At 41.2% G+C, this 25,031-nt stretch carries 22 protein-coding genes; 13 read left to right on the forward strand and 9 right to left on the reverse strand.

Features of this window, described 5'->3' with window-relative positions:
* Positions 1-38: 38 nt before the first annotated feature.
* Both ispF and Bovatus_RS19565 read left to right on the forward strand, forming a co-directional pair.
* A complete protein-coding gene (gene ispF / locus Bovatus_RS19560; protein WP_004297210.1) occupies positions 39-521 on the forward strand; it encodes a 2-C-methyl-D-erythritol 2,4-cyclodiphosphate synthase in 483 nt (160 codons plus the stop codon).
* 19 nt (positions 522-540) lie between these two features.
* A complete protein-coding gene (locus Bovatus_RS19565) occupies positions 541-1,548 on the forward strand; it encodes a metallophosphoesterase family protein (RefSeq protein WP_004297211.1) in 1,008 nt (335 codons plus the stop codon).
* Here the strand turns inward: Bovatus_RS19565 and Bovatus_RS19570 are convergent.
* A complete protein-coding gene (locus Bovatus_RS19570; protein WP_004297212.1) occupies positions 1,538-2,401 on the reverse strand; it encodes an exodeoxyribonuclease X C-terminal domain-containing protein in 864 nt (287 codons plus the stop codon). The genes Bovatus_RS19565 and Bovatus_RS19570 overlap by 11 nt on opposite strands.
* Positions 2,402-2,511: 110 nt before the next feature.
* On the opposite strand from Bovatus_RS19570, the gene mnmA reads away from it, so the two are divergent.
* From mnmA to Bovatus_RS19610, 8 genes are all read left to right on the forward strand, one after another.
* Positions 2,512-3,597: a tRNA 2-thiouridine(34) synthase MnmA gene (mnmA, locus tag Bovatus_RS19575; RefSeq protein ID WP_004297213.1), complete on the forward strand. Its 1,086-nt coding sequence runs from the start codon at positions 2,512-2,514 to the stop codon at positions 3,595-3,597.
* Between the two features lie 24 nt (positions 3,598-3,621).
* A complete protein-coding gene (locus Bovatus_RS19580; protein ID WP_004297214.1) occupies positions 3,622-4,986 on the forward strand; it encodes a S8 family peptidase in 1,365 nt (454 codons plus the stop codon).
* 12 nt (positions 4,987-4,998) lie between these two features.
* Positions 4,999-6,288, forward strand: a complete 1,290-nt coding sequence (gene xseA / locus Bovatus_RS19585; protein WP_004297215.1) for an exodeoxyribonuclease VII large subunit — start codon at positions 4,999-5,001, stop codon at positions 6,286-6,288.
* A 60-nt stretch (positions 6,289-6,348) separates the two neighbouring features.
* The gene (gene xseB, locus Bovatus_RS19590) at positions 6,349-6,558 is read left to right on the forward strand and encodes an exodeoxyribonuclease VII small subunit (protein ID WP_004297216.1); all 210 of its coding nucleotides are present in this window, start codon (positions 6,349-6,351) and stop codon (positions 6,556-6,558) included.
* A 50-nt stretch (positions 6,559-6,608) separates the two neighbouring features.
* Positions 6,609-7,628: a branched-chain amino acid aminotransferase gene (locus tag Bovatus_RS19595; RefSeq protein ID WP_004297217.1), complete on the forward strand. Its 1,020-nt coding sequence runs from the start codon at positions 6,609-6,611 to the stop codon at positions 7,626-7,628.
* Between the two features lie 45 nt (positions 7,629-7,673).
* Positions 7,674-8,297 (forward strand): DUF975 family protein, encoded by a 624-nt coding sequence (locus tag Bovatus_RS19600; protein WP_004297218.1) that lies wholly within the window; start codon positions 7,674-7,676, stop codon positions 8,295-8,297.
* Between the two features lie 112 nt (positions 8,298-8,409).
* Entirely contained in the window at positions 8,410-9,168 is a 759-nt protein-coding gene (gene trmB, locus Bovatus_RS19605; RefSeq protein WP_004297219.1) for a tRNA (guanosine(46)-N7)-methyltransferase TrmB, read from the forward strand.
* Between the two features lie 90 nt (positions 9,169-9,258).
* Positions 9,259-10,359, forward strand: a complete 1,101-nt coding sequence (locus tag Bovatus_RS19610; RefSeq protein ID WP_004297220.1) for an Mrp/NBP35 family ATP-binding protein — start codon at positions 9,259-9,261, stop codon at positions 10,357-10,359.
* 307 nt (positions 10,360-10,666) lie between these two features.
* Here Bovatus_RS19610 and Bovatus_RS19615 read toward each other — a convergent pair whose 3' ends face one another.
* From Bovatus_RS19615 to Bovatus_RS19625, 3 genes are all read right to left on the reverse strand, one after another.
* Complete coding sequence (locus Bovatus_RS19615) at positions 10,667-12,580, reverse strand: TlpA family protein disulfide reductase (protein ID WP_004297222.1); 1,914 nt, start codon at positions 12,578-12,580, stop codon at positions 10,667-10,669.
* Positions 12,581-12,769: 189 nt separating this feature from the next.
* Entirely contained in the window at positions 12,770-14,587 is a 1,818-nt protein-coding gene (locus Bovatus_RS19620) for a M56 family metallopeptidase (protein ID WP_004297224.1), read from the reverse strand.
* An 18-nt stretch (positions 14,588-14,605) separates the two neighbouring features.
* A complete protein-coding gene (locus tag Bovatus_RS19625) occupies positions 14,606-14,971 on the reverse strand; it encodes a BlaI/MecI/CopY family transcriptional regulator (protein WP_004297225.1) in 366 nt (121 codons plus the stop codon).
* 398 nt (positions 14,972-15,369) lie between these two features.
* Here Bovatus_RS19625 and Bovatus_RS19635 point away from each other — a divergent pair, with 398 nt between their 5' ends.
* Positions 15,370-15,939: a porin family protein gene (locus Bovatus_RS19635; protein WP_004314733.1), complete on the forward strand. Its 570-nt coding sequence runs from the start codon at positions 15,370-15,372 to the stop codon at positions 15,937-15,939.
* Between the two features lie 154 nt (positions 15,940-16,093).
* Here Bovatus_RS19635 and Bovatus_RS19640 read toward each other — a convergent pair whose 3' ends face one another.
* The 5 genes from Bovatus_RS19640 to mdh all read right to left on the reverse strand — a co-directional run bounded on the left by Bovatus_RS19640 (position 16,094) and on the right by mdh (position 22,314).
* Positions 16,094-17,353, reverse strand: coding sequence for an ABC transporter permease (locus Bovatus_RS19640; RefSeq protein ID WP_004297229.1), 1,260 nt, complete (start codon positions 17,351-17,353; stop codon positions 16,094-16,096).
* Positions 17,354-18,535: an ABC transporter permease gene (locus tag Bovatus_RS19645; RefSeq protein WP_004297230.1), complete on the reverse strand. Its 1,182-nt coding sequence runs from the start codon at positions 18,533-18,535 to the stop codon at positions 17,354-17,356.
* A gap of 2 nt (positions 18,536-18,537) precedes the next feature.
* Positions 18,538-19,530, reverse strand: coding sequence for an HlyD family secretion protein (locus Bovatus_RS19650; protein WP_004297231.1), 993 nt, complete (start codon positions 19,528-19,530; stop codon positions 18,538-18,540).
* A 106-nt stretch (positions 19,531-19,636) separates the two neighbouring features.
* Positions 19,637-21,100 carry a TolC family protein gene (locus Bovatus_RS19655; RefSeq protein ID WP_004305509.1) on the reverse strand — a complete coding sequence of 488 codons (1,464 nt, stop codon included), beginning with the start codon at positions 21,098-21,100 and terminating at the stop codon, positions 19,637-19,639.
* A 272-nt stretch (positions 21,101-21,372) separates the two neighbouring features.
* Complete coding sequence (mdh, locus tag Bovatus_RS19660; protein WP_004297234.1) at positions 21,373-22,314, reverse strand: malate dehydrogenase; 942 nt, start codon at positions 22,312-22,314, stop codon at positions 21,373-21,375.
* Between the two features lie 634 nt (positions 22,315-22,948).
* Between mdh and Bovatus_RS19665 the strand changes: the two genes are divergently transcribed.
* Both Bovatus_RS19665 and Bovatus_RS19670 read left to right on the forward strand, forming a co-directional pair.
* A complete protein-coding gene (locus tag Bovatus_RS19665; RefSeq protein WP_004297236.1) occupies positions 22,949-23,539 on the forward strand; it encodes an RNA polymerase sigma factor in 591 nt (196 codons plus the stop codon).
* Positions 23,540-23,683: 144 nt separating this feature from the next.
* Positions 23,684-24,826, forward strand: coding sequence for a FecR family protein (locus tag Bovatus_RS19670; protein WP_004297237.1), 1,143 nt, complete (start codon positions 23,684-23,686; stop codon positions 24,824-24,826).
* The last annotated feature ends 205 nt before the right edge of the window (positions 24,827-25,031 follow it).

Consider the following 25,031-nt stretch of genomic DNA (forward strand, 5'->3'; position numbering starts at 1 on the left):
CTTTTTTTATTCATTAGTACTCATTTGTTATATAAAATATGAAGATAAGAGTAGGCTTTGGTTTCGACGTACATCAGTTGGTCGAAGGTCGTGAGTTATGGCTGGGTGGCATTCTTTTGGAACACACAAAAGGATTGCTGGGGCATTCGGATGCTGATGTATTATTGCATGCTGTTTGCGATGCTCTGTTGGGGGCGGCGAATATGCGTGATATTGGCTATCATTTCCCCGATACGGCAGGAGAATTTAAGAATATAGATAGCAAGATACTGCTGAAAAAAACAGTGGAGTTGATTGCTACCAAAGGATATAAAGTGGGCAATATCGATGCAACTATTTGTGCCGAACGCCCGAAGTTAAAAGCGCACATTCCTTTGATGCAGGAGACGATGGCAACTGTTATGGGGATTGATATGGATGATATTTCCATTAAGGCGACTACTACCGAGAAACTCGGTTTTACAGGTCGTGAAGAAGGTATATCGGCTTATGCTACTGTGCTGATAGAGAAGATTTCTTAACCCCCTAAAACAAATAATTATGATTCGTCTTTTTAAAATTTACTTAACACTTGCCTTCTTATTGGTAACGACTTTTTGTATGGCTCAGAAGAGTGAACTGAAATTTAGCAAAGATGGTAAATTCAAGATTGTGCAATTTACCGATGTGCATTTTAAATATGGAAATCGGGCTTCAGATATAGCTCTGGAACGTATTAATCAGGTGCTTGATGACGAACGTCCGGATTTGGTGATATTTACCGGTGATGTTGTTTATTCTGCTCCGGCGGATTCCGGAATGTTGCAGGTACTGGAACCGGTAGTTAAACGTAAACTACCTTTTGTGGTCACTTTTGGTAACCATGACAATGAACAGGGAATGACACGGGAACAGTTATATGATATCATCCGTCAAGTTCCCGGCAATTTATTGCCTGATCGCGGAACAGTTTTATCGCCGGATTATGTATTGACAGTGAAATCGTCTTCCAATCTAAAGAAGGATGCTGCTTTGCTATATTGCATGGATTCTCACTCTTATTCTCCTTTGAAAGATGTGAAGGGGTATGCATGGCTTACATTCGACCAGATAAATTGGTATCGTCAACAGAGTGCGGCTTATAAAGTGCAAAACGGCGGACAGCCTCTGCCGGCTCTTGCTTTTTTCCATATTCCTCTTCCTGAATACAATGAAGCTGCCCGTAGCGAAAATGCAATTCTTCGTGGAACTCGTATGGAGGAAGCTTGTGCGCCTAAATTGAATACAGGAATGTTTGCAGCGATGAAAGAAGCTGGTGATGTGATGGGTATGTTTGTAGGACACGACCACGATAATGACTATGCAGTGATGTGGAAAGATATCCTTCTGGCTTATGGACGCTTTACCGGTGGAAATACGGAATATAACCATTTGCCGAATGGTGCGCGTATCATCGTATTGGATGAGGGTGCCCGTACATTCACATCCTGGATTCGTCAGAAAGACGGTGTGGTGGATAAAATCTCTTATCCGGCAAGTTTTGTCAAAGACGATTGGACTAAACGTTGAGACTTGCGAACTTCACATGGCTAAGGCGCGTGTATTTTGAACCATAGCTTTCGTATCGGCGCGATACTTTCGCCGATGCAACGTAGATAATATCTCCCAGTCGGTATTCATGTTCTATCCCGGATAGAGTGCATGAAACCGCACTGGGATTTTTTGATGGAATACTCATGGTGACTAAATTTCCACTGGCATCGGTCAAAGTCAGTACCTGCTTGACAAAAAACTGTGGGGTAGTGCCGTTCACTCTTGTTTTGTACGGATCATCTTCCAATCTTACCCGGGTGACTTTTAATTTTAAGTCTGTCAGCTTTTCTCCTAATTCTCCCAGATAACGGCTGGATGAACGCTTCTCCCTCGATTTTCTTATCATTATATCCAGGTGTATGGAATGATAAGCTTGTGCTATTTTGACGAAACGTTCCTGTTTCGGTATTTTGGGAATGAATTTGTATGCTACCCAACTTAGGTAGGCGGGATCTATTTTGAGGATTTCATGTAGAAAATGTCCCCGGTATTTTCCGAAGAAGATAAGATCGTCACCATTACTCTGCATTCTTTTCTCATTGTAATCTACCAGGATGATGCAACGCTTCGAATAATAAAACATCGTGCTGGCCATCCGCAGGGATTCGTTGATGTCTGGTGACAGGTCATGTATATAAAGAATGGATTGCTTTTCGGGCAGGGGAGAGTACAGCCAAAGGGAATAATTTGGTTTCCCCGGTCGGGGCAACACCACCAGGTAGACTCCTACCTCTTTAAAAGAGGCTCTGCCTCGGTTGTACTCATTCAATTTGGCATACAATAAGGCTTGCTCGTTTTCGGAAATGCCCGGTAATCTGGGGTTAGCCATAATTGTTCTCGCTTTTGGTATATTTCAAATATAAGGATTTTCTTTCAGAAAAGCAACTTTTCTCTTTGAAATCTCGTACATTTGTATCCATGTAAATTTTCAAAATTCGAATGGAAGAACGAAATAAGAGAGTATTGGTAGGTATGAGTGGTGGCATAGACAGCACCGCTACTTGCTTGATGCTGCAGGAACAAGGATACGAGATTGTAGGGGTTACCATGCGCGTATGGGGAGATGAGCCACAGGATGCCAGGGAGTTGGCTGAACGGATGGGGATCGAACATTATGTAGCAGATGAACGTATTCCTTTTAAAGAAACCATCGTAAAAAACTTCATAGACGAATATAAGCAGGGGCGTACACCGAATCCGTGCGTGATGTGTAATCCGTTGTTTAAGTTCCGTGTTTTGACGGAGTGGGCGGATAAGTTGAATTGTGCATGGGTGGCTACCGGACATTATTCACGATTGGAAGAGAAAAGCGGAAATATTTATATAGTAGCCGGAGACGATGATAAGAAAGACCAGTCGTATTTTCTCTGGAGATTGGGGCAGGATGTGCTGAAACGTTGTATTTTCCCGTTGGGAGATTATACGAAGGTGAAGGTTCGTGAGTATCTTGCAGAGAAAGGATATGAAGCAAAGTCGAAAGAAGGAGAAAGTATGGAAGTCTGCTTTATCAAGGGGGATTACCGTGATTTTCTTCGTGAGCAGTGCCCCGAACTGGATAGTGAAATTGGACCGGGATGGTTTGTTAACTCTGAAGGAGTGAAGCTTGGGAAGCATAAAGGAGCACCTTATTATACGATTGGGCAACGAAAAGGATTGGAGATCGCTTTAGGAAAGCCTGCTTATGTGTTGAAAATCAATCCGCAGAAAAATACGGTGATGCTTGGAAATGCCGACCAGCTGGAAACTGAATACATGTTGGCGGAGCAGGATAAAATGGTGGATGAACGGGAATTGTTCGGATGTGAGAATCTGACGGTACGGATTCGTTATCGGAGTCGTCCGATTCCCTGCCGGGTGAAAAGATTGGAAGACGGACGTTTGTTGATACGTTTCCTTGAAATAGCTTCGGCCATTGCTCCCGGACAATCAGCTGTGTTTTATGATGGAAAACGGGTGCTGGGAGGAGCTTTCATTGCTTCCCAAAGAGGAATCGGGCTGGTGATTATGGAAAATGAAGAATTATGATTGATTAAAATAGAAAGATAACTTATGAAGAAGTTTATAGTATTGATTCTCGCTTTAAATATGTATTTGGGTGTGTTTGCCCAGTTTACTCCGGGAGATACCTTAAAATATCGAATTAGTCTGAAAGACAAGGCGGCTACTGACTATTCCTTGCAGAAACCGGAAAAGTATTTGTCTAAGAAATCTATCGAGCGGAGAAAAAAACAGGGATTGCCTATTGATTCTACCGATTTACCGGTTTGCAGGAAATATGTAGATGCTATACGGAAGACGGGTGTTCATGTACTTGTGACGGGGAAATGGGATAATTTTGTTACTGTTTCTTGTAATGATAGTACTCTGATTGACGAAATAGCAAAGTTACCTTTTGTACATTCCACGGAAAGAGTGTGGAAAGGTATCACACAAAGAGCCTTTCAAAGAGATTCGCTAATAAATAAACCGGTGCGTACCGATAGCCTTTACGGTCCTGCAATAACACAGGCGGCAATGAGTCGTGTTGATCTTCTGCATGATGCGGGCTTTAAGGGACAGGGAATGACCATTGCCGTGATTGATGCCGGATTCCATAATGTAGATAAGATTGATGCCATGAAAAATATCCATATTCTCGGGGTGCGTGACTTTGTGAATCCGGAGGCAGATATTTATGCGGAAAGCAGTCATGGAATGTCTGTATTGTCCTGTATGGCCATGAATCAGCCGCATGTGATGATTGGTACAGCTCCTGAAGCTTCTTATTGGTTGTTGCGTAGCGAGGACGAATATTCGGAGAATCTGGTAGAACAGGATTACTGGGCGGCAGCCATTGAGTTTGCGGATAGTGTAGGAGTGGATTTGGTGAATACATCGCTTGGATATTACTCATTTGATGATCCTGCGAAGAATTATAGATATCGTGACTTGAATGGTCATTATGCGTTGATGTCTCGTGAAGCTGCGAAGGCAGCCGATAAAGGAATGGTCGTTGTTTGTAGCGCTGGAAATTCGGGTGCAGGTTCGTGGAAGAAGATTACTCCTCCGGGAGACGCAGAGAATATAATAACGGTAGGAGCTGTCAATAAAAGGGGAGAATTGGCGCCGTTTTCTTCTGTTGGGAATACGGCTGACGGACGTGTGAAACCGGATGTAGTGGCTGTCGGTCTGAATTCGGATGTGATGGGAACGGATGGTAATCTTCGCCGTGCCAACGGAACTTCTTTTTCTTCTCCGATTATGTGCGGTATGGTAGCTTGTCTGTGGCAGGCTTGTCCGAAGCTGACAGCGAAGCAGATTATTGATTTGGTACGTCAATCGGGGGATAGAGCCGATTTCCCGGATAACATATATGGATATGGTATTCCCGATTTGTGGAAGGCTTATCTAAACTTTTCTTCCAAGGAGAAATAAGGTGACTGTTGTATGATAAACGCTATGAATAAGTCCAAGCAATCTGACTCACCCTCTTTGGGAGAGGGTGGGGAGAGGCTTTCTCTTTTAGAACTGAATGCACTCGTGCGCCGTAGTCTGGAGCAATGCCTGCCCGATGAATATTGGATACAGGCAGAGTTGAGCGATGTCCGTTCCAATACGACAGGGCATTGTTATCTGGAATTTGTGCAGAAAGATCCTCGCAGCAACAATCTCGTAGCCAAGGCACGCGGTATGATTTGGAATAATATCTACCGCTTGTTGAAACCTTATTTTGAGGAAACCACAGGGCAGCTATTTACTTCCGGCATTAAAGTGTTGGTGAAAGTAACAGTTCAGTTTCATGAGCTATACGGTTATAGTCTGACGGTGCTTGATATTGATCCTGCTTATACGTTGGGAGATATGGCTCGCCGTCGTCGGGAAATATTATTGCAGTTGGAAGAGGAGGGAGTGTTGACACTGAATAAAGAGCTTGAGATACCGATTCTTCCCCAGCGTATTGCTGTCATTTCTTCGGCTACTGCGGCCGGATATGGAGATTTCTGTCATCAGTTGCAGCATAATTCGGGCGGGTTCTTTTTCTATACGGAGCTTTTTCCGGCTTTAATGCAGGGAAATCAGGTGGAGGAATCCGTGTTGGCTGCTTTGGATCGTATTAATGCCCGCATCAATGAATTTGACGTAGTAGTCATCATTCGTGGTGGTGGAGCTACTTCCGATTTGTCCGGCTTTGATACTTATCTATTGGCAGCTGCATGTGCGCAATTCCCATTACCTATTATTACCGGTATTGGGCATGAACGCGATGATACAGTGCTTGATTCTGTGGCTCATACCCGGGTAAAAACTCCTACGGCTGCTGCCGAACTCCTGATTCACCGGGTAGCGGAAGTCGCGGAGCATCTGGAAGAATTATCTATGCGGATTCAACAGGGAGCTTATATGCTTCTTGATCTGGAACGACGGAGGTTGGAAACCCTCCAAACTCGTATTCCCAATCTTGTTCATCGCAAACTTGCGGACGCCCGTTTTTCTTTGCTGGCAGCAAAGAAAGATTTGTTACAGGTGACGAAAGCATTAGTGGCCCGTCAATCTCACCGGTTGGAACTTTTGCAACAGCGAATAGCAGACGCCTCTCCGGATAAACTCTTGAGCCGGGGATACAGTATTACAATCAAGGATGGGAAAGCGGTGACGGATGCTTCTTCACTGAAGCCGGGAGACCATTTGATAACCCGGCTATCGAAAGGAGAAGTTCGATCGGTGGTAGAAAAGTAACTATCCACCAAACGTGTATTTGTAAAAACATTCATCATTAACCATTAAATATCAATTATCGTGGCAGCAAAAAAAGAAACATATTCCCAAGCAATGGAACGTCTTGAAAAGATCGTTCGCCAGATAGATAATAACGAACTGGATATCGACATTTTGAGTGAGAAAATAAAAGAAGCCAATGAAATTATTGCCTTTTGCAAGGATAAACTGACAAAAGCCGACCGGGAAGTCGAAAAATTATTGCAAGAAAAGAGGCAATCTGAAGAATAAAAGTTATTTTTGCGTTTCAATGCATAGAAAATAAACTAATACATAACAATATGAAAGAAATAGACTGGGCGAATCTGTCATTCGGATATATGAAGACAGATTACAATGTGAGAATCAATTTCCGTAATGGTGCATGGGGAGAACTGGAGGTAAGCAGTGAAGAACATCTTAATTTGCACATGGCGGCAACCTGTTTACATTATGGTCAGGAAGCCTTTGAAGGGCTGAAAGCATTCCGTGGAAAAGATGGAAAAGTTCGTATTTTCCGTTTGGAAGAAAATGCTGCCCGTTTGCAATCTACTTGCCAGGGAATTCTGATGGCAGAACTTCCGACAGAACGGTTCAAAGAAGCAATCCTGAAAGTGGTGAAGCTGAATGAACGTTTTATTCCTCCTTATGAAACCGGTGCTTCTCTTTACATTCGTCCGCTGTTGATCGGAACAAGTGCCCAGGTAGGCGTGCATCCTGCGGAAGAGTATATGTTTGTGGTATTCGTAACTCCGGTAGGACCGTACTTCAAAGGTGGTTTCTCTACCAATCCGTACGTTATCATTCGTGAGTTCGATCGTGCCGCTCCTCATGGAACAGGTATTTATAAAGTGGGTGGTAACTATGCAGCCAGTCTTCGTGCTAACAAGAAAGCACATGATCTGGGCTATTCCTGCGAGTTCTACCTTGATGCAAAAGAAAAAAAATATATTGATGAATGTGGTGCTGCCAACTTCTTCGGTATTAAGGATAATACTTATATCACTCCGAAATCATCTTCTATCTTACCTTCTATTACCAATAAGAGCTTGATGCAGTTGGCAGAAGACATGGGTATCAAAGTGGAACGCCGTCCGATACCGGAAGAAGAACTGGAAACATTTGAAGAAGCTGGTGCTTGTGGTACTGCCGCAGTAATCAGCCCGATTCAGCGTATCGATGATTTGGAAAATGGAAAATCTTATGTGATTTCTAAAGACGGCAAGCCGGGACCTATCTGTACGAAATTGTATAATAAGTTGCGTGGAATCCAGTATGGCGACGAACCGGATACACATGGCTGGGTGACGATTGTAGAGTAATTGTATATTATGAAATAACACATTTATCAATTAATATTATTCACTATGTTAAAACTAAACTCAGAACTACGTGCGCAGGCGCGTGAGGCACTTCGAGGAAAGTGGCCTATGGCAGCCGTTGCTGCACTTATTTATTCAGCAATTGCCGGTGGATTATCTGCTATTCCTGTGATTGGCGGATTATGTTCATTATTTGTTGGACTTCCGGTTGCATACGGCTTTACTATTGTAATGCTTGGCGTATGTAGAGGCAAAGACATTGATTTTGGTGTTTTGTTCGAAGGCTTCCAGGATTATGGACGTATTTTTGTAACTATGTTGCTTCAGGCTGTCTATACAATTTTGTGGTCACTGTTGCTGGTTATACCGGGTATCATTAAGTCTTATTCTTATGCAATGACATCTTTTATCTTGAAAGATGAACCGGAAATGAAAAACAATGCAGCTATTGAGAAAAGTATGGCTATGATGGAAGGGAACAAGATGAAGCTGTTCATGCTTGATTTAAGTTTCATTGGCTGGGCTATTCTTTGTATTTTCACTTTGGGTATTGGACTTCTTTTCCTGCAACCGTATGTTGCTATTTCGCGTGCTGCTTTCTATGAGGATTTGAAAGCACAACAAGGCGGAAGTGTAGAGGTAAACGTTGAAGTGAATGTTGAGATTTAATTAGACGAATCATTCAGTACTATAGAAGAATGGAGCATAGAGAAATCTGTGCTCCATTTCTTTTTGTCGGTTGCTTCAAAATCAGTACCTTTGCGACCTAATCAGGATTGATATGGGAAAGAATAAATTAGAAAAGTTTGCCGATATGGCGAGTTATCCGCACGTGTTCGAATATCCTTATTCGGCGGTAGATAACGTGCCTTTTGGCATGAAAGGGAAATGGCACAAGGAGTTTTTTAAAAACGATCATCCGATTGTGCTCGAGTTGGGTTGCGGACGTGGTGAGTATACTGTTGGCCTGGGTAAGATGTTTCCCGAAAAGAACTTTATAGCAGTGGATATAAAAGGCGCCCGTATGTGGACGGGAGCAACGGAGTCATTACAGGCCGGAATGAAGAATGTCGCTTTCCTGCGTACCAATATTGAAATCATCGAGCGTTTTTTTGCTGAAGGCGAAGTGAGTGAAATATGGCTTACCTTCTCTGACCCGCAAATGAAGAAAGCAACCAAGCGACTGACTTCTACCTATTTTATGGAAAGGTATCGCAAATTTTTGCAACCGAATGGTATTATCCACCTGAAAACGGACAGCAACTTTATGTTTACCTATACAAAATACATGATTGAGGCGAACAAACTTCCGGTTGAGTTTATGACTGAAGATTTATATCATTCTGATCTGGTAGATAATATTCTCGGTATTAAAACCTATTATGAACAACAATGGCTGGATCGTGGTTTAGATATAAAGTATATCAAATTCCGGCTTCCGCAGGAAGGTAAACTGCAAGAGCCGGATGTAGAAATAGAGCTTGATCCCTATCGTAGCTACAACCGCAGCAAGCGTAGCGGTCTAAGTACAAGCAAATAGCTTGCCGGGACAATCACCCTAAAGTGAACCGGCAGCCATCTGAATAGTGACTTTAAATAGTAATTTGTAAATCGTCAAATAGTAAATAAAATGACTCTCTATCCTAAATTGATATTGGATGCATTGGCAACGGTGCGTTATCCCGGTACGGGAAAGAATTTGGTGGAAGCGGAGATGGTTGCCGATAATCTCCGTATTGATGGTATGACTGTCAGCTTTTCATTGATCTTTGAGAAACCGACTGATCCGTTTATGAAATCAATGTTGAAAGCTGCGGAAACAGCTATTCATACGTATGTCTCTCCTGATGTGCAGGTAACAATCACAGCAGAGAGTAAGCAAGCCGCTCGTCCGGAAGTTGGCAAGCTCCTTCCACAAGTGAAGAATATAGTCGGTATATCTTCCGGTAAAGGTGGAGTAGGTAAGTCTACGGTGTCTGCGAACTTGGCAGTTGCTTTGGCTAAATTAGGCTATAAGGTTGGCTTGCTCGATGCTGATATTTTCGGTCCTTCCATGCCTAAGATGTTTCAGGTGGAGGATGCACGCCCCTATGCTGAACGTATAGATGGTCGTGACATGATTATTCCGGTAGAGAAGTATGGCGTGAAATTATTGTCTATCGGTTTCTTTGTCGATCCGGATCAGGCAACTTTGTGGCGTGGCGGAATGGCAAGTAATGCGTTGAAACAGTTGATAGCTGATGCAGCCTGGGGAGATTTGGATTATTTCCTGATAGACCTTCCTCCCGGAACCAGTGACATTCATTTGACGGTTGTTCAAACATTAGCCATGACAGGAGCGATTGTTGTCAGTACTCCGCAAGCGGTTGCTTTGGCAGATGCCCGTAAGGGAATCAATATGTTCACCAACGATAAGGTAAATGTACCTATTCTCGGTTTGGTTGAGAATATGGCTTGGTTTACTCCCGCTGAACTACCCGAGAATAAATACTATATCTTTGGTAAAGAAGGTGCCAAGAAACTGGCTGAAGAAATGAATGTTCCTTTGTTGGGGCAGATTCCTATCGTGCAAAGCATCTGTGAAGGAGGAGATAATGGTACTCCCGTTGCATTGGATGAAGACTCCGTGACCGGACGCGCTTTCTTATCCCTGGCTGCCAGTGTTGTTCGTCAGGTAGATCGCCGGAATGTAGAGATGGCTCCGACTCAAATCGTGGAAATGCATAAATAAATGGAATCTGGAGTTGGATAGCTTTGCAGTAAGTTATCCATAGGATATAGAGCGAGCCTCTGTAGTCTTTTCAAAGACTATGGAGGCTCGTTTATTTATTAGGATCATATAGAATCCGTTGTTGGCGGATTCTCTTCTACAAAATAGTGACGCTATCCAATATAAATAGTGACGGTATATGACAACGATACCGTCACTATCCTAAGCATATACCGTCACTATTTTTTCTATATCAATCAGGGGTCTTGCATTTATTTATGGCGTATATCAACAACGATTTCTGCTTGATCTATTTTTTACGTTTGAATTATTTATTCAAAGCTTTCATGAGTTCTTTTTTCATGGTGTCTACTCCGGGAAATCCAGTTTGTTTGAAGGTGATATTACCCTCCGGATCAACAACAAAATAAGTGGGAACTCCTCGGATATTGAAGTTGGACATTAGAAAGCTCCATTGCTCATTTGTCACACGGAAATGCTCACCATGAATATCGGTAATCATGTTTTCCCAGGTACCTTTGGGGGAAGTTTCGCCTGTGATGTAGAGGTAGATAATATCCTTGTCTTTTAATTCCTCTTTCATTGGAGTGATGGCTTTATTAGCTGTGCGACAAGGGCCACACCATGTTGCCCAAAAATCAACTAACAGTGTGTGTCCCCGGAATTTAGAGATAATGGATGGGAATAAATCTTCATTGGAGACTTGTCCTGTCTCGTTAACAGTGAAGCCTGTCTTTCTTTTGTTTAATTCTATCTTTTTTATTATCTCTTTGTTAACTTGAGTAAGCATCTCTGCATATACCGGGGAAGAAAAAGTCTTTAATTCAACATTCTGTTCTGCTGTTAACGGGGTAAAATCCTTAATGGATTGATATAGCTTATTAAATTTAATGTTATCGAATAGAGGTCCCTGTCCCGTTCTTAGTGTCTCTTTAAGTACATCTAAAGAATTCGGCAGAAAGTTTATTAAATATATCGTTGACGCGTAATATTTGCCGTATAAAGCTTTAAGAGTGTTGATAGAACTGAATTCCTTCAGTATGTCATAGTAGCCTTTAGGAGTATCGATGCGGGTATTATAAAAATAATCATCAGCCTGCTCTCTATTCAGTTTGTTAACAGCAATATGTGCTGATTTTAGTTCTCTCTCCGTCATGGCGATTTTGCCGGTCGCATCCAGGTCTACCAGGATATTTAATAGCTCTTTGCACGCATTGCTGTATGGGGATTGCGCAATTTCTTTTCGAACGGATGGAAGGCGCTCAAGTACATAAGCTTTATATTCATCTGCACTTTTCCCGACAATGTCATTGTACATATCCATGTAATAAACGCTTTTTAATACAATATCTATATCTACTGAAGCTAATTCTTGTTGTAGGCTAGCCAGATAACCATTGAAGTATACAGGCTCTCCATACGTTTTATCTTTTCTTTGTAGATGTGCTTGTCTGCGGCAAAGTTCCTTTGTATTTATAATGAGTGATGTCTCTTCATTGGGAGCTATCAGACATTCAATCCAACCAAAAGGAAATTCCAATGCTACGCTTGTGACAGATGCAACCTTTACTTCCGCCAGGAAAGTGCCGTCCTCCTTGATTTTTATGATATTCTGTTCGTTGTGGATATTCAGTGCAGGACTTTCTATGTGCATCTTCACTTGCTTTATCATCTCTTTTTGATAGTCTAGTATTTTTCCTTTAAGGGTGGCAGTTCCATAGACTAACTTAGGAGTCGGCAATATCGCTTTCTTATTTATTTTGTGCACGACTGCTTCTTTGGGAAGTTTCTGTTTATAGAATGCGTCCTTATCCAGTTGTATGCCCCATATCTTATATGCTCCGTCAAAATCCCCTTCTGAGAAGTCCAGACTGGTTACATTTTCGGGTATGGGAGGAAATTGTAATTGGAATTCCGCTTCTCCTGATTCCGGCATCCAGAACTCTTTATCTAATGTGATTCCAACTCCTCTTCGAATGGGATAAAGCATTCCATTGTTGTCTTTCAGGAAACTGCCCGTAGCTATTTTTATCCAATATTTAGGATGATAGAAAGCCTTTATATACACTGTTGTCACTGTATCACTCATGACAATTTTATCGACCTCAATACTATTGGAACTCCATGCAAGAAAAGGAGGACGCTCGATCACTCTGTCTTTGGCTTGTATGGTGCAGGTTATGCAGAATATCAAACCGATAATCCATACGAATCTTTTCATGTGAATAATGTTTTATTACACGAACAAATATAAGGATCTTTTTATAACTATCCTTGTAAAAAACTAAAAAAGAAATGATTTTTTTGTACTGGAGAAGGATATATCCGGCTCCGGGGAGAAAGGTGTTTCCCACCGATGAACGCCCCGTTCCTCACCGATGAGGAAAGGGGGCGGCACCGGAGAGAGAAATTACTGTAACCTGAATACGATAGGAATGGTATACTTGACAGAAACAGGTTGTCCTTTTTGCATTCCTGGTTCCCATTTAGGCATATTACCCACTACGCGTACGGCTTCTGCATCCAGTGACGGAGATACACTGCGTAAGACTTTGATATTCGACAAACTTCCGTCTTTACTAATAACCATCTGTATGATGACTCTGCCTTGCTCCTTACTTTTTTGAGCGATGACGGGATATTTGATACTTCTAGCCAGATATTGGAACAGACCGGCTTGTCCTCCCGGAAATTTAGGCATTACTTCTACCATGGTGAATACTTCGTCTTCATTTTCTCCTTTTACACTGCCTCCCTCTGGGGTTGGATCATCTTTTGCAGCATAGCCCACCACCACTACTTCATCCATGTCGGACTGCTTTACTTCTTCTGCTTTGGGAAGTTCAGGACCGGATAGCCGAAAAGCAACAGGAACTGTAAATTTCACGTTCACTGCTTCCCCCCTTTGTTTGCCGGGTTTCCATTTGGGCATGGCGGCAATTACACGCATGGCTTCCTTGTCGAGATACGGATTGACACTTCGCTCCACTTTCGTATCGGCTATGCTTCCGTCCTTTTTGACAGTAAAGCTTACAATCACACGTCCTTGTGCACCGATTGCATGTGCTTCAGCCGGATATCTGACGTTCTTCGATAAGTAGTCCATCAGTGCCTGTACTCCTCCCGGAAAATCCGGCATTTCTTCTACAACCTGGAAGACAACGGAATCTGGTACACTTTTGATTTGAGTTTCCGCCATTTCCTTTTCTTGCTTATCCCGTGGAAGTGTAGTTCCTTGAATATCTTCTGTAGGAAGTTCCGGAATATCCGTAGTTTCAGCTTGCATGGCAACTTCTTCTGTTGCTTGTCCCATCATTTCTTTGGCAAATTTTTCAGTGGTACGTGCTACCATTTCGATGTTACTGACAATCATTAAGATAGCAGCCAAGGGAAGAAACATCAGATATTTTGTCCTTCCTATTTCTTTCGTTCTTCGTTTATTCATCATTTTAATACGATTTTTGAGTGGTAAAACATTGAAACTATTTGATAAATTTGCTGCAGCCTTGTGATGTGCCAGTCCCAACAAATGGTACTGGTATGATTTACTATCATGCCCCGTCTCTAATACACGGTGATCTGCCATGTATTCGAGGTTTCCTCTGACTTCCCGTTTCATCAGCCAGATAAATGGATTGAACCAGCAAAAGATACACATTATCTCGCTGATAAGCACGTCTACCGAATGGTATTGACGGGCGTGGGTCTCTTCATGAGTAATAATTTCACTGATTTCAGATTCCGTATGTGATTGTGGGTGTATGAATATCCAGTGGAAGAAAGAAAAAGGGCCGGTTTTTTTCTTTAATAGATGTACGCGTACTCCTTGTATCTTGCTTTTTGAGCATTGGAAGTGTAATCGGATGATGCTGCCCAGTTGTACGAAGAAACGTGTGGCTAGTAATAACATTCCGCTCCAATAGATAACTTTCGCGAGCTGCATGATAAACTCTTGCCAGTTCATTACAGGCTCTTGTAAAGGAGTAACTACTTGCTCCGGAAGGATGATGGTTGCATAAAGATCTGCCATTGCCACCATTGGTTCGTGAGCTTTTATCCATCCCTGAATATTCAGTAAAGGATAAAGCATGGAGATGGCAAAGAAACATAGCAAAGCCATCCTACGCCAATGGAAGAAGGTGTCTTTATGGAAAAACAACCGATAGAATGCATAGAACAGAGCTATCGCTACATTTATCTTTAGAAAATAAGCTAGTTCCGGAGTCATGGTGATGAATGTTTTCTATTAATTTTCTTTTCCTTTTTCAATGAGTTCGATAATATCTTTGAGATCATCGGTCGAAATTTTCTGGTCTTTGGCAAAGAAAGAAACCATTTCTTTGTAAGAGTTCTCAAAGTAGTTACGAACTACGCCACTCATAAAATGGCGTTTATATTCATTTTCGCGAATGGCAGGAGTATATTGGTAGGTATTACCCACACGTTTCGGTGTGACATATCCTTTCCGCTCGAGGTTCTTTACGATAGATGCTACTGTGGTATAAGGAGGTGTCGGTTGCGTATACTTTGCAACAATGTCTTTTACGAAACAGCATTGTAACTCCCAAATGTAGATCATTACTTCTTCTTCTTGTATAGTTAACTTTTCCATGGAGATGTTGTTTAATTACGAATACTTCGCAAATCTACGAATATTTCGTAAACAAGCAATAGCTAGTCGGTTAATAATTGTAAATGTATAAATCTTGCAAGAATATTTTAATTGCATTGTTATTCGGAAATTATTTAAGCATAAAAAAAGACCGGATGAACATTATTTTTTTCTATATAGTCACTCTTTAATAACCTTTATGCAAAAAATAGACTATCAAGGATTTTTTTATATAAAATAAATGAAATATATTTGCGGCTACAAAATATACGTTAAATACGGAAGGGTGTGTTTCAATACTTTAACCGGTTGCGAATAATTCCCCACACTTCAAACAGAACTATTAACTAACAATGCCAACCAAAGGGAAGAGGAAGGCAAACTAAAAAATGAATGATATGAAAAAAGGTTTGATTTTTGTGCTATTTGCACTTGTTTCTATCGTTTCTTATTCTCAGATTTCTTGGAATGCCAAAGTTGGTATGAACATGAGTAACTTTACTGGGGATATGGATACTGACATGAGGATTGGATTCAATGTAGGCGTTGGCATGGAATATCAGTTCTCTGATATGTGGTCTATTCAACCTTCGTTGATGTTCACTCAAAAAGGTGCTAAACAGGATGAAGTGAAAATGAATCCAATGTATTTGGAGATTCCGGTATTGGCTGCTGCAAGATTTGCAATTGCTGATAACCAGAATATTGTAGTGAAAGCTGGTCCTTATTTTGCATTTGGTATTGCTGGTAAGTGTAAAATTGGTGATGAAAAAATTGATTTCTTTGGTGACGGTGATGATCAATTTGGAGCAAAAAGATTTGATGCAGGTCTCGGTGTAGGCGTTGCTTATGAAATTAATAAATTCTTTATTGACTTATCAGGAGAATTTGGTTTGGCTAAATTGGCTGATGGTGACGGTGCACCGAAGAACATGAACTTCTCTATTGGCGTAGGTTACAAGTTCTAAACTTATTATACTCTCTTTATAATATCTCTAAAATCCCTCGTTCTATACTCTCTTGGAACGGGGGATTTTTTTATATCCTTATTAATAAAAAGAAAAACGGCATATCCCATTGAAAGGATACACCGTTAATTCTCTCTCTTGTAATTCTTACTCATTAATCACTTATCTGCTTGGATAAGTTTGCTTTCTCTTTTAATTCTTTGTATCTCTCTATTGCATGTTTGCGACTCATCAGTATTTGCCAGCGGTATACCCAACAGGTGGTCAGGAAATAAATGCCGGCTTGCAACCACAAAGCCTTATATTCAAAAGCTACTTCACTAAGAGTGGCTCCCATATTGTTGATTTTTACAAAGCCGTTAATTCCAAACGTTGAGGGGAAGATGTAGGATACATACTTCCAAAACGGAGGAATAGCTGCTCCCGGCCAGGAAATTCCTGAAATAAATAACAGGGGGACTGATGTGAATACAAAAATCAGCATACACGTTTCCCGATTGCGAATGGCAATAGAAGCTGTCATCGCAAAGAAGATACAAGCCGCAAGATAGGGGACAACGAATAATATTAATGAACTGGGTTGCCCAATTTGGTTGAGGCTAAACAATCTTGGAACGACATAAAGTACGTAGAAAGCTACCAATATATAAACTAGGAAATAACTCAATCCTTTTCCTAATACAATTCGTAACGTCCCGTTATAGTGACGATTAATAGGTACAAGATCCTTAAATCTGTTGTTCTCACGAGCAGTTCCTGCAGCGAGACCGATGCCGAGCAATAATGTCTGTTGGATAATCAATACCAATACAGCAGGAATCAGGAAAGCGGCAAACCCGGCAGTGGGGTTGAAGATGGAGATTTCTTCATATTCTATCGGATAAGCAGTGATTTCATCCTGACGGTCGGTCGTGTTTCCGCTACGTGCAATTTTGATATCCCTGTTCATATCCAGAGAAACGGCAGTGTTGGCAAGAAGCATCGATTTATAGTATAACAATCCGCTCATGTCGCAATAGATACTGACTTGTGTCTGTTTTCCTTTGGCAATATTGTCGCTGAAATCCGAAGGGATATAAATGATACCATACGCACGCCGGTTCTTTAGCATTTGTTTGGCTTCTTCCATATCAGCACAGTAAGAGACGATTTGAATATCGGGTGTGGCATCTACCTTACGGAGATATTCACGACTAAGAGATGAATGTGAATCGTCTACAACAACGGCAGGAACTTCACGCACTACTTCGTTGTCATAAATGAAACTATACAACAACGGATAACCTAATGGGACGAGTATGAAAAATATCAGCACCCCCTGGTCGCGGAAAGTTGTTTGAAACTCCCGCTTCCAGATATAAAACAGGTCATTGATGCCTTGGGCTATCTTGTCTTTTAATTTTATATCTTTCATTTAGGGTATATATTTATAGTAAACCAATGCTTCCTTCAGGCGATGAACCACAAAGAAGGGGAGCATCATAAATATTAATAGTGCCATATAGTTGGTCCATGAGTAAGCCATACTATATCCGTTGAGTGCTTGATCGACGTAAATCAGGAAATAATGCCGCAACGGGAATAGATTACTCAAAGCCTGTAGAACAGGATGCATAGCCATGACCGGGAATGAAAAACCGGAAATGGAGAACGATATGACTCCCCACAGGGAAGCAAAACTTAATCCGAGTCGTAGAGTCGGCAGAGTTCCTATCATAACAATACCACAACATTGAGATGCTAGTACGAGACACAGTGTGGCGAATATCATCGGGAATATGCCGCTATTGCAAGGAAAATGCAGAAATCCATACAGGTATACATTATAAAATATACCCATAATGAAAAAGACTATTGTGTGGGGAAGCAGTTTTCCTGCCAATGCAATGTAAATGGAGTTGTTACTCATTCGTAGCCATTCGCGGGCAGTGCGATCCTTGATTTCCACACCGATTGAATAAACGGTAACCATAAATATTAATAGCATGAGTACTCCCGGTATCAGTGTATTACATAAGTATACTGAATAGTTCAGCCACGGATTATTTAGTGGGTGTGTATCAATTACGATCGGTTGCAGATAAGCCATAGCCTGATCCTCTGTCGCACCTTTGGCATACAGCATCGTCCGGGCTGCAGCTCCGGAGGTGAGTTCTCCCATCATTTTCATATCCCTGAACAATAGAGAGCCTGCAATCAGGTATGAGTAATTGGTATAGAAAGAGATTGTTGGCTGTCGTTGGCTTTGTGCCTCTGCCGATAAACCCTTGGGGAGATAGAAGAACCCGTAGATTTTTCCCTCCTGCATGGCAATACGCGCATCTGTTACATTGCTGTAATGAGCTACAACCCCTGTCTGCGAAAAAGCATCCAGATTGCGGACAATATTGCGGGAAGTAGACGAATCATCCATGTCCACCACTCCCGCAGGAAGATCCTTGGGAAGCCCCGAATCCATTAAAGTGGTGAAGAATATATAACAAAACAGCGGGGCAATGACCATACAGAAGAGATAGAGCGGGCGTGATACCAATCGCCGGCACTCTCTTTGCATAACCTGCCACAAAGCTATATATTTCTTTTCTCTCTCTTTCATGGTTACTTGTCAATGATAACAGACATACCCGGACGGAGATTTTCCACTTTCTCTACCGGAGAAGCTTTCACCTCGAATGTTTTCAGATCAAATTGTCCGGTCGTTTTGGTTGCTTTCCAGGCAGCATAAGTGCCTAAGTCTTTCAGATAATATACTTTGAGCTGGATCTTTTTATTATCCAGAGCAGGAATGATAGCTTCGAACTCCGACCCCATCGTCAGGTTCTTGAGCAAATCTTCGCGTACATTGAATGTTACCCACATATCGTTGAGTTCAGCGATATTCATGATAGGAGCACCGGTACCAACCAATTCGCCTACCTTCGGGAATATTTCAGAAACTTCCCCGGCAGCCGGAGCAATGAGATAAGTCTCCTTAATATACGATTCAACTTCGGCAACAGCTCCTTTCGCCCGGTTTACCAAAGCTTCCGCAGCCATCTTATCTTCACGTTCCGCTCCATTCTTCGCCATGGTATATTGTGCTTTGGCAGCTTTCTCTGTTGCAATACTTGCATCCCGTTGCGCAGTCACTTCATCCAGCTTCTGTGCAGGCATCACTCCCTGTTCGTAGAGATTCTTGATGCGTTGATATGATTTCTCGGCAATGGTAACGCCTGCCTGGGCTTTTTGCCACATTTCATAAGCCGCCTGGATTTGTTCCTCACGCGCGCCTTTGATTGCTTTTGCGTTTTGTGCCTGTGCGGCAGCTTCAGCAGCCCGTGCCTGTTCCATTTTTGCTACCACGTCAGGAGCTTCCAAAATGGCCAGCGTATCCCCGGCATTGACACTTTGGCCTTCTTTCACGCGAAATTCCAGTATACGTCCCGGAACTTTACTTGAAACGCGATATTCGGTAACTTCAGCCTGTCCCTGTATAATTTCAGGACCTTTGCGGAGCATGAAGAAACCAACGACTGCAACGATTGCAATAACTCCCAACAGAGTAAGGAATGCAAGAAGCATATTGCTGTTTTGTGATTTTATAGGTGCCATATGATTTATGAATTATGATTTATGGATTGTGATTTATAGATTGTGAGTTGGTTAGAGATTGGGTTGTTTCTGATTGGGTTCTTAACTTTATTTTTCCGAATCTTATTTATTTCAGCGTTCCCAAAGACTTCTTCAGATAGATTTCCGTTAGCTTCACATCTATTTGCGCGTCAATCTTTTCTGAATGAGCAGACAACCATGCTGTTTGTGCTTCAAGAACATTGCTGGTGGCAATCACTCCTTCTTTAAAACCAAGTGTTGCATAGCGTAGATTTTCTTCCGCTTTTTCCATGTTTTTAGAAGACATTACCAGTTTCTTACCAGCTTCTTTTACCTTGAATGCAGCCTGATTGACCTGCAACTCTATTTTTTCACGAGCATCCTGAAGTTGGTACTGTGCAATACGAGCTTCGGCTTTTGCCGCTCTGGTTTTATAAATACCTTCTCCCCAGTGCCATATAGGTATCTGTACCATAACTCCCACATTCCACATACCTTTGAACTTGTTTTCAAAGCTGTTGAAAACAGAGGGATTGGTTACCATATAATTCCCCATCAATGCGATGGATGGAAGATGCTCCGCACGGGTTACATTTACTTTCTGTTTATAAATCTGCGTTGCCAATTCGAGGCTACGTATCTCCGGACGATTCTCATAAGCGGTGGATAGATCGAAATGAGGGTCCGTTGTCAGTAATGGAATGTCTTCCATATTTTCGTCTGCCAGTGTGATGGGAGAACTAAGATCAATGCCACATAGTTGACACAGCAACATTCGCGCAAGACTCAATCCGTCTTCCACTTTAGTCAGTGTCATTTCGGCTTCATTTACCTTGACGCGTACAGACAAACCATCCGCTTTGGTGGCTACTCCTTCATTAATCATTTTCTCTACATCGCTGTCCAGCTGTTGCAGAAGCTTTAGATAACCTTCCGCCAACTTCTTCTTATTAACCAGTGAAATGACTTGCCAATAGGCTTGGTCCGTACTCATGATTACTTCCTGCATACCGCCGTGATGTTGTTCTTGAGCCAACTCTTCGGCATACTTTGTTATTTTGTTGTACGCCCGGATTTTCCCGCCCATGTATAAAGGTTGTGTCAATGTAATGGCACCTGCATAGACATTTCGGGTGTCTGTACGGAGTGCATCCACTAAAGAGTTTCCCGCTTGATCGAGGGCGGGCAGCACCGCTCCTAATTTTCCACTTAAGGAAGAAATAAGTGGTGCCAAGTCAGGATGTGCTGTTGCAATCTCGGTTGCAGCTTGTTGGATGGGGCCAGCCAGATTCGTTCCTAACCCTGAAAGCGCGGCTTTCTGGTCATTGTTTAATAATGAAAACTCTTTCTGGTTCCTCATGTAAGCTCCCGTTGCCGAGAAATTAGGCAAATAATTTGTAAATGCAGCTTTCCGTTGATAATGAGCCGCACTTATTTTTTCATTGCTTATCAACAAATCTTTGTTGTTGGCAAGAGCTAGTGCGCGGCAACTATCCAGACTTAGAAAGCTCTGCGCTTTTACTGTAAAAGTGAAACTTAACAGAAATGTCAGAAGAAAAACTTTTTTCATCGCATCTTGCATATTAATAAGGTGGTACTTCTATTTTAAATAACCCTGTTCTTATGCAATTTGTTTATTAAAGTAGTCTGTTTTTTTGTACTTGTTTACTTAAACAATAATTGCATAAACAACGATGCAAATGTATGTGCTTTCTGTGAGAACTCAAAACGAATTAGCTTTTTTTAGAAATATAGTGGGGATGGATTCTGTTGAAAAGAAAGAAGGCTATTCCTCATGGCGAGGAACAGCCTTTCTTGATATATAAAGTAAGGGGATTTTAATTACAGAGCACCTACTTCTTTCAAAGCAGCGTTAGTTCCGTGAACAGCTTTTGCGCTAGCTGCGAACTTAGCTTTTTCGTCTTCGTTCAGGTTCAGTTCAACGATCTTTTCGATACCGTTCTTGCCAAGGATTACAGGAACACCGATGCAAAGATCTGATTCGCCGTATTCACCTTCCAATAATACAGAACAAGGAACCATCTTCTTTTGGTCGTGAAGGATAGATTCAACTACGAATGCTCCTGCTGCACCCGGTGCATACCATGCAGAAGTACCTAGCAATTTAGTCAGCGTAGCACCACCTACCATAGTAGCAGCAGCAACTTCTTCCAATTTCTCTGCAGAGATGAAATTAGCTACAGGCATACCTTTGTAAGTAGCGAAACGAGTCAAAGGAATCATCGTAGTATCACCGTGACCACCGATAACCATACCTTCTACTTCGTTAGCGTTGCAACCGATAGCTTGAGACAAGAAATATTTGAAACGAGAGCTATCCAGAGCACCACCCATACCGATCACACGGTTTTTCGGCAAGCCCAGAGCTTTCAATGCCAAATAAGTCATTGTATCCATTGGGTTGGAGATAACAACGATGATAGCGTTAGGAGAATATTTCAACAGGTTTTCTGCTACCGATTTAACGATACCAGCGTTCACACCGATCAGTTCTTCACGAGTCATACCCGGTTTACGAGGAATACCTGAAGTAATCACAACAACGTCAGAGTTAGCAGTTTGAGCATAGTCGTTCGTGCAGCCTACCAATGTAGTGTCGAAACCCAACAATTGAGCTGTCTGCATCATATCCATTGCTTTACCTTCTGAAACGCCTTCTTTAACGTCCAGCATTACTACTTCGTCTGCTACTTCATTAAAAGCAAGTACATTTGCACATGTAGCACCTACGTTACCTGCGCCTACTACGGTTACTTTTGACATAATACTATATATTTAAAAAGTTGATAATTTGTTTTATCTTTTAGCGCGACAAAATTACAACGATAATCCTGATTAAAGAAATTTTTCCGTAATAATTTTAGTTAAAGGTCGAAGTTCCCGATAATATATAGGTATGATAAAAAGTTTGGGTGGAAGAAGCTGTTTTTTGCATGGTTATATACAGAATGTAGCTGCGTAAGAATGTACTATTATGGCAAATGATTCATTCAGCTATTTTTTTATAATTGCTTGCCTATTCGGAGTTACTTCGTTAGTTACTGTTACTTCGTTCCACTATAGTGTTCCGCAAGAATAACTATAGTGTCCCTTACGGATAACTATAGTGGAACGCAAGAGTAACTATAGTAGAACGAAGTAATAATAAGCAATGAGATTAATAATATTAGGCAGAGAAAGAAATAACGATAGTATCTTGATGGAGAATTTTTGGCAATACCTTTCAACCGTATGCTTGATTCATTTTTGTATGGAAAAAGAAGATACCAATTAAAGTGGCAGGGAACCTGGCAAGTTTTTTAAATAATGAACGAATAAAGTCCGAAAGCTTATTATCTTTGTGCCAATCTGTTAATTGAAAGTTTAATGAACTGCTGAAAATATCGAAAATATCAAAATGAAGTTCTGGGAATCAAATCATCAATCTGTTCAGGAAGGGGATATGCAATTTATTGCACTTTACAAATTTTACTATCAAGATTTGTATGCTTATGGAGTGAGTTTGGGGTTCAATACCGAAGATGTGAAAGATGCAATTCAAGAAGTATATCTAAAATTGTATTTCAATGAGCGCCTGTGTATTGATGAGAAGAAAATAAAATTTTATTTGTTGCGTTCGGTTAGGAATCAGCTGATTGATTGGGAGCGTACAAAGAAAGATACATCTTCTATAGAAGAAGAGGAAAGGAGTTTTAAATTATCCGTATCCGTTGAAGAAAGCTTTATTTCTGATGAAGAAGACTTATTACTGAAAAAAAGGGTGAATAGAATTCTTGATTTGCTGACAGATCATCAGCGGGAAATAGTCTATTTACATTTTATAGAGGAAATGCCTTATGAAGAGATTGCGGTAATGCTGGATATGAAAATTCAAACGGTGCGCGGACAAGTCTTTAAAGCGATGGAGAAATTAAGAAAACTGGATTCAAAAGATTATTTTCTGTTTTTTCTTATCTTATACCTGCATGGCGTTTCTGTCTTTAAATAATTGAAAAAGAGTATTGTATACGGAAGGCGGGGAGCGTAAACCTATACCTCTCTGCTTTTTTATTTATTTTTTTGAGGAAAAAAGGAGATGAAAGGCATACGAATCTCGTATATATAGTAAACAGGTCTTTAATTGAAATAAATAATGAAAGAATATTCATCATATACTACAGCTGATTTTTTGAACGATGATTTATTTCTTTTCTGGTATTATTCCGGAGAAGGAGATTATTATCGAAAAATCATTGCCGATTGTCCCGATCGTGAGCCGTATTTAAAAGAAGCGATGGAGAGACTGGCGGCGTTAAAGTGGGAAAAGCCGGTTTTACCCCCAAAAGAAGTGGATAATGCTTGTTTGAAACTGGAACAAGCCATTCAAAATCGGAAAATGTCTCAACGTAAATATCGATTGTATAAGATGAGATGGTGGAGCGCTTCAGTTGCGGCAGCTATTCTTATCCTGTTTGTTTCGGTAGAGGTTATTTGGAAAAGTGCTCCGGCAATTGATTATCTAGCTTTGTTGCAAGTGAATGACTCTGTGTTTATGAGTGGTAAAACGCAGCTTTTTGTTGACGATCAGTTGAAAGAAACTTTTGAAGGTAATCCGGATTTGGCTTACGATCAAATGGCGACAGATGCTGGTGAAGGGGAATTTAATAAATTAGTTGTTTCGTATGGCAAACGTGCCCGTGTCACTCTTTGCGATGGTACGAAAATATGGGCGAATGCAGGAACGGTGCTTCTATATCCAACACATTTTGAGGATAAGAAGCGTGAAATATATGTAGATGGAGAAATATATATTGACGTGACTCCTAATCCGGAGAAACCTTTTATTATTAAGACGTCGGATATGGGAGTAAAAGTGTTGGGGACTTCTTTCAATGTTTCGGCTTATCGGGAAGATGTAGAGAAAAGTGTTGTGCTGGTTACAGGTAAAGTGGAGGTAACAGCATCTAATGGAGAATCTGTACGTATTTTACCCAATGACCGGTTCAGGCAATCCACTGATAAATATGTGGTAGATAAAGTGAATGTGGAGGATTATGTGTCGTGGAAGGAGGGACGATTATCGTTTAAAAACACAGAGCTTGGCGGAATACTCAAACAACTGTCCAGATACTATAACGTAAGGATTGATTATGATAAACAACAACAAATCACTTGTAGCGGAAAACTGAATTTGGACGATACGATCGAACAGATATTGAATACTATCACAGAAACGGCTCCTGTGATAATAAGTAAGGAAAACAATGTTTATAAAGTAACAATAAAGAAAAAATAGCCTATGATTAATATGTGAAAAACCATACTCTAATTTATCCTTTTGAGAGAGAAAGGATACCAGCCAGTTTTATTCGTAATAGAATAGCCTTAAAATATTGAAGTATAATTTTAATTCTTAAACAGATGAATGAAAAACATCAAAAAAAGAATCACACTTGCCTAAGTGTGAGAAGGCCCTTTATATGCTTTTTTCTAGCATTGGG

Origin of the sequence: Bacteroides ovatus, assembly GCF_001314995.1 — a bacterium.
Taxonomy (GTDB): domain Bacteria; phylum Bacteroidota; class Bacteroidia; order Bacteroidales; family Bacteroidaceae; genus Bacteroides; species Bacteroides ovatus.